2 protein-coding genes are annotated in these 6,941 nt (G+C 65.2%); both read right to left on the minus strand.

Annotated elements, in window-relative coordinates; all coding sequences use genetic code 11:
* On the minus strand, nt 1–3,658 hold a 3,658-nt coding region (gene rpoC / locus Q0C81_RS13875; RefSeq protein WP_291839038.1), incomplete at its 3' end, for a DNA-directed RNA polymerase subunit beta'.
* A 177-nt stretch (nt 3,659–3,835) separates the two neighbouring features.
* Nucleotides 3,836–6,941: DNA-directed RNA polymerase subunit beta (rpoB, locus tag Q0C81_RS13880; RefSeq protein ID WP_291839040.1), on the minus strand; the 3,106-nt coding region annotated here is incomplete at its 5' end.

Here is a 6,941-nt window from a genome sequence, read left to right on the forward strand (position 1 = left end):
CCTGGATGCGCAGCAGATCGTGCGGATCCGGGTTGCCGTCGATGATGTAGTCGCCCTTCTGGATCAGATCGCCGTCGTGGACGGAGATGTGCTTGCCCTTCGGGATCAGGAACTCGACCGCTTCGCCCTGGTTGCCGTCGGCATCCGGTTCCGGGGTGATCTTGATGCGGCGCTTGTTCTTGTAGTCGCGACCGAACTCAACGCGGCCATCCATTTCGGCGATGACGGCGCAGTCCTTCGGACGGCGGGCTTCGAACAGTTCGGCGACGCGCGGCAGACCGCCGGTGATGTCGCGGGTCTTGGCGCCTTCGGTCGGAACGCGGGCGATGATCTCGCCCGGCTTGACCTCGTCGCCGTTGTTCACGGACAGAACCGCGCCCACCGGCAGCAGGTAGCGGGCGTCGGAGCCCGAGGCCAGCTTGGCGTAGGCGTCGCCGTTGGTCACGCCCATGGCCGGACGCAGGTCCGAACCGCGGGGCGAGGCGCGCCAGTCGCTGACGACGCGCTGGGCGATGCCCGTCGCTTCGTCGGTCTCTTCCTTGACGGAGAGGCCTTCGACCAGGTCCTCGAAGCGCACCGTACCGGCGACTTCCGTCAGGATCGGGGTGGTGTAGGGATCCCACTCCGCCAGACGCTGGCTCTTGGCGACATCGCCGCCTTCCTTGACGCGGATGCGGGCGCCGTACGGGACCTTGTGGGTCTCACGGTCCTTGCCGTCGACCACGATGGTGATCGTGACGTTGCGGCTCATGGCCACCAGATCGCCGTGCGCGGCCTTGACGGTCGGGCCGTTGATCCGGGCGGCGCCGGGGTTGGTCGCCTCGTAGAACGAGGTTTCCGCCACCTGGGCCGTACCGCCGATGTGGAAGGTCCGCATCGTCAGCTGGGTGCCGGGCTCGCCGATCGACTGGGCGGCGATGACGCCCACCGCTTCGCCGATGTTGACGTTGGTGCCGCGCGCCAGGTCACGGCCGTAGCAGAAGGCGCAGATGCCGGCTTCGGCTTCGCAGGTCAGGGCCGAACGGACCTTGATCGACTGCACGCCGGCCTTGTCGATGACCTCGACTTCTTCTTCCTGCAGATAGGTGTCCGCCGGGAACAGGACGGTGTCGCCGCCCGGCTCCTTGATGTCCTCGGCCGCGTAACGGCCCAGCACGCGTTGACCCAGCGAGACCAGCACGTCGCCGCCTTCAACCACGGCGCGCAGGGTGATGCCGCGCGTCGAGCCGCAGTCGTCTTCGGTGACGATCGAGTCCTGCGCCACGTCCACCAGACGACGGGTCAGGTAACCCGAGTTGGCGGTCTTCAGCGCGGTGTCGGCCAGACCCTTACGGGCGCCGTGGGTGGAGTTGAAGTATTCAAGGACGGTCAGGCCTTCCTTGAAGTTCGAGATGATCGGCGTCTCGATGATCTCGCCCGAGGGCTTGGCCATCAGGCCGCGCATGCCGCCCAGCTGCTTCATCTGCGCCTGCGAACCACGGGCGCCGGAGTTGGCCATCATGAACACCGAGTTGATGTCGGGGTTCTGACCCTTGATCAGCACGCGGGGCTGGGCGATCTCGCCCATCATCGCGTCGGCGATCTTGTCCGTGGCCTTGGCCCAGGCGTCGACGACCTTGTTGTACTTCTCACCCTTGGTGATCAGGCCGTCGGCGTACTGTTGCTCGTACTCCTCGACCTGGGTGCGGGTGTCGGCGACCAGACCGGCCTTGGCGGCCGGAATGACGATGTCGTCCTTGCCGAACGAAATGCCGGCCTTGGCCGCTTCGCGGAAGCCCAGCTGCATCATCTGGTCGGCGAAGATGACCGTCGCCTTCTGACCACAGTGACGGTAGACCTGATCGATAAGGTTGCCGATTTCCTTCTTGGTCAGGTTCTTCTCAAGCAGGCGGTAGCCGATGTTGGCGTTGTGCGGCAGCAGGGCGCCCAGCTTCATCCGGCCCGGCGTCGTGTCGATGACCTTGGTCACGACTTCGCCGGCGGCGTTCATCTCGGTCCAGCGCGCCTTGATCTTGGTGTGCAGGGTCACGACACCGGCGTCGAGCGCGGCGTCGATCTCGCCCATGTTGGCGAACAGCTTGCCTTCGCCCTTCTCGCCTTCCTTGACCAGCGACAGGTAGTACAGGCCCAGGACGATGTCCTGCGACGGCACGATGATCGGCTTGCCGTTGGCGGGCGACAGGATGTTGTTCGTCGACATCATCAGGACGCGCGCTTCCAGCTGGGCCTCGAGGCTCAGCGGGACGTGCACGGCCATCTGGTCGCCGTCGAAGTCGGCGTTGAACGCGGTACAGACCAGCGGGTGCAGGCGGATGGCCTTGCCCTCGATCAGCTTCGGCTCGAACGCCTGGATGCCCAGACGGTGAAGCGTCGGCGCGCGGTTCAGCAGGACCGGGTGCTCACGGATGACCTCGTCCAGGATGTCCCAGACCTGCGGCTGCTCGCGCTCGACCATGCGCTTGGACTGCTTGACGGTGCCCGACAGGCCCTTGGCGTCCAGGCGCGCGTAGATGAACGGCTTGAACAGCTCCAGCGCCATCTTCTTGGGCAGGCCGCACTCGTGCAGCTTCAGCTCGGGACCCACGGTGATGACCGAACGGCCCGAGTAGTCGACGCGCTTGCCCAGAAGGTTCTGGCGGAAGCGGCCCTGCTTGCCCTTCAGCATGTCGGCCAGCGACTTCAGCGGACGCTTGTTGGCGCCCGTGATCACCCGGCCGCGACGGCCGTTGTCGAACAGGGCGTCGACCGATTCCTGCAGCATCCGCTTTTCGTTGCGGATGATGATGTCCGGCGCGCGCAGCTCGATCAGGCGCTTCAGGCGGTTGTTCCGGTTGATGACCCGGCGATACAGGTCGTTCAGGTCGGAGGTCGCGAAGCGGCCGCCGTCCAGCGGCACCAGCGGGCGCAGTTCCGGCGGGATCACCGGCACGACCGTCAGGATCATCCACTCGGGCTTGTTGCCGCTCTCGAGGAAGGCCTCGATCAGCTTCAGGCGCTTGGAGGCCTTCTTGGCCTTCATTTCCGAGGGGCTGTCGGCCAGTTCGCCGCGGTGCTTCTCGGCTTCCGCGTGCAGGTCGATGCCCATCAGCAGGTTGCGGACGGCCTCGGCGCCGATCTCGGCGGTGAAGCCGTCATCGCCGAACTCTTCCTGGTAGCGGTAGAACTCGTCTTCCGTCAGCAGTTGGTTCTGCTTCAGCGGGGTCAGGCCCGGCTCGGTGACGATGTAGTTCTCGAAGTACAGGACGCGTTCCACGTCCTTCAGCGCCATGTCCAGCATCAGCGAGATGCGCGACGGCAGCGACTTCAGGAACCAGATGTGGGCGACCGGCGAGGCCAGTTCGATGTGGCCCATGCGCTCGCGGCGGACGCGGGCCAGGGTGACCTCGACGCCGCACTTCTCGCAGATGATGCCCTTGTACTTCATGCGCTTGTACTTGCCGCACAGGCATTCGTAGTCCTTGGTCGGGCCAAAGATACGGGCGCAGAACAGGCCGTCACGCTCGGGCTTGAACGTGCGGTAGTTGATGGTCTCCGGCTTCTTGATCTCGCCGAACGACCACGAGCGGATCTTCTCCGGCGAGGCCAGGGCGATCCGGATCTGGTCGAAGGTCGGGGTGACCGGGACCGGGTTGAAGATGTTCAGGACTTCCTGGTTCATCTTTATTCCTTCTGCGGGGTGACCCGCCATAAATCTCAAAGGTTGGAGAGCTCTCCTCCCCCTTCATGGGGAGGTGGCGGCGAAGCCGACGGAGGGGGTCTTTCGACCGTGCGGAGGTTCCCCCTCCGGCCCTCCGGGCCACCTCCCCCAGAAGGAGGAGGAGACCGTTGGCTTCGCTTATGAGTTCTCCAGCTCCACGTTCAGGCCCAGCGAGCGCATTTCCTTCACGAGCACGTTGAACGACTCGGGGATGCCCGCCTCGAAGCTGTCGTCGCCGCGGACGATCGCCTCGTAGACCTTGGTACGGCCGGCCACGTCGTCGGACTTCACCGTCAGCATTTCCTGCAGGGTGTAGGCGGCGCCGTAGGCTTCCAGCGCCCACACCTCCATTTCGCCGAAGCGCTGGCCGCCGAACTGCGCCTTGCCGCCCAGCGGTTGCTGGGTGACGAGCGAGTACGGGCCGATGGAGCGGGCGTGGATCTTGTCGTCGACCAGGTGGTGCAGCTTCAGCATGTAGATGTAGCCGACCGTGACCGGACGCTTGAACTGCTCGCCGGTCTGACCGTCGTACAGGATCGACTGGGCCGACTTGTTCAGCCCCGCCTCTTCCAGCAGGCGTTCGATGTCGCCGATGTGCGCACCGTCGAAGACCGGGGTCGCGAAGGGCACGCCCTTGGACAGGTTCTTCGCCAGTTCGATCAGCTCTTCCTCATCCTGCGGCAACGGGGTTTCCGGGCCGTAGATATGCGTCAGACGATCGATCAGCGCCTGCTTCTGACCCCCCTGCTGCCAGGCTTCCAGCAGACCGGAGATCTGCTTGCCCAGGCCGGCGGCGGCCCAACCCAGGTGGGTTTCGAAGATCTGGCCGATGTTCATGCGCGAAGGCACGCCCAGCGGGTTCAGAACGACGTCAACGTGCGTGCCGTCTTCCAGGTGCGGCATGTCCTCGATCGGCAGGATCTTGGAGATGACGCCCTTGTTGCCGTGACGGCCGGCCATCTTGTCGCCGGGCTGAAGCTTGCGCTTCACGGCCACGAAGACCTTGACCATCTTCATCACGCCGGGGGGCAGTTCGTCGCCGCGTTGCAGCTTCTCGACCTTGTCTTCGAAACGACGGTCCAGTTGCTTACGCGCATCCTCGAACTGGCGCTTCATCGCCTCCAGCTCGCCCATGGCCTTCTCGTCGTCCAGGGCGATCTGCCACCACAGACCACGGCTGACCTCGGCCAGCTTCTCTTCGGTCAGTTCGCCGCGGCCGATGCCCTTGGGACCGGAGACGGCGTTCTTGCCCAGGATCAGCGGCTTCAGGCGGCCATAGACGTTGCGCTCAAGGATCTTGAGCTCATCGTCGCGGTCCTTGCCCAGGCGTTCGATCTCGGCGCGTTCGATCGCCATGGCGCGCTCGTCCTTGTCGACGCCGTGACGGTTGAAGACGCGAACGTCAACGATCGTGCCGGCGACGCCGGGCGGCAGGCGCAGGGAGGTGTCGCGCACGTCCGAAGCCTTCTCCCCGAAGATGGCGCGCAGCAGCTTCTCTTCAGGGGTCATCGGGCTTTCGCCCTTCGGCGTCACCTTGCCGACCAGAATGTCGCCCGGCTGGACCTCGGCGCCGATGGCCACGATGCCTGCTTCGTCGAGGTTGCGCAGGGCTTCCTCGCCGACGTTGGGGATGTCGCGGGTGATTTCCTCCGGGCCCAACTTCGTATCACGCGCCATCACTTCGAATTCCTCGAGGTGGATGGAGGTGAAGACGTCGTCGCGCACGATGCGCTCCGAGATCAGGATGGAGTCTTCGAAGTTGTAGCCGTTCCAGGGCATGAAGGCGACGAGGGCGTTGCGGCCCAGGGCCAGTTCGCCCAGGTCCGTCGAGGGGCCGTCGGCGATGACGTCGCCGGCCTTCACCTGGTCGCCCACGCGCACGATCGGGCGCTGGTTGATGCAGGTCGACTGGTTGGAACGCTGGAACTTCGACAGGCGATAGATGTCGACGCCCGAACGGGCGGCGTCCACGTCGCCGGTGGCGCGCACGACGATCCGGGTGCCGTCGATCTGTTCGACGACGCCTTCACGACGGGCGACCACGACGGCGCCGGAGTCCACGGCCACGACCGCTTCCATGCCGGTGCCGACCAGCGGCGCGTCCGACTGCACCAGAGGCACGGCCTGACGTTGCATGTTCGCGCCCATCAGTGCGCGGTTGGCGTCATCGTTTTCCAGGAAGGGGATCAGGGCGGCGGCGACCGAAACGACCTGCTTCGGCGACACGTCCATCATGTCCACGGCGTCGCGGTTCAGCAGCTGGGATTCGCCGTTGATCCGGCCGGGGACCAGGTCCTCGACGATGCTGCCGTTCTTCAGTTCGATGTTGGCCTGGGCGATCGTGTATTTCGACTCTTCCATGGCCGAGATGTAGACCACCTCGTTCTGGGCCACGCCGTCCTTCACGCGACGGTACGGGCTCTCGATGAAGCCGTACTTGTTGACGCGCGCGTGGGTGGCCAGCGAGTTGATCAGGCCGATGTTCGGGCCTTCCGGCGTTTCGATCGGGCAGATGCGGCCGTAGTGGGTCGGGTGAACGTCGCGGACTTCGAAGCCCGCGCGCTCGCGCGTCAGACCGCCCGGGCCAAGCGCCGAAAGGCGACGCTTGTGGGTGATTTCCGACAGCGGGTTCGTCTGGTCCATGAACTGCGACAGCTGCGACGAACCGAAGAACTCGCGAACCGCAGCGGCGGCCGGCTTGGCGTTGATCAGGTCGTGCGGCATGACCGTGTCGATATCGACCGAGGACATGCGCTCCTTGATGGCGCGCTCCATCCGCAGCAGACCGACGCGATACTGGTTCTCCAGCAGCTCGCCGACCGAACGGACCCGGCGGTTGCCCAGGTTGTCGATGTCGTCGATCTCGCCGCGACCGTCCTTCAGGCCGACCAGGATCTGCAGCACCTTCAGCACGTCGTCCTTGCGCAGGACGCGGATCTCGTCGGAAACCTCGGGGGTCTCCAGGCGCATGTTCATCTTGACCCGGCCGACGGCCGACAGGTCATAGCGTTCGCTGTCGAAGAACAGCGAGTTGAACATGTTGTCGGCGGCTTCCGGGGTGGGCGGCTCGCCCGGACGCATCACGCGATAGACGTCGAACAGGGCGTCCTCGCGGGTGTCGTTCTTGTCGATGCGCAGGGTGTTGCGCATGTAGGCGCCGACCGTGACGTGGTCGATGTCCAGCACGTCGATGGTGGTGAAGCCGTTTTGCTCCAGCACTTCGATCGTCGGGGCGTCCAGCTCG

This window comes from Brevundimonas sp., assembly GCF_023259385.1.
GTDB lineage: Bacteria > Pseudomonadota > Alphaproteobacteria > Caulobacterales > Caulobacteraceae > Brevundimonas.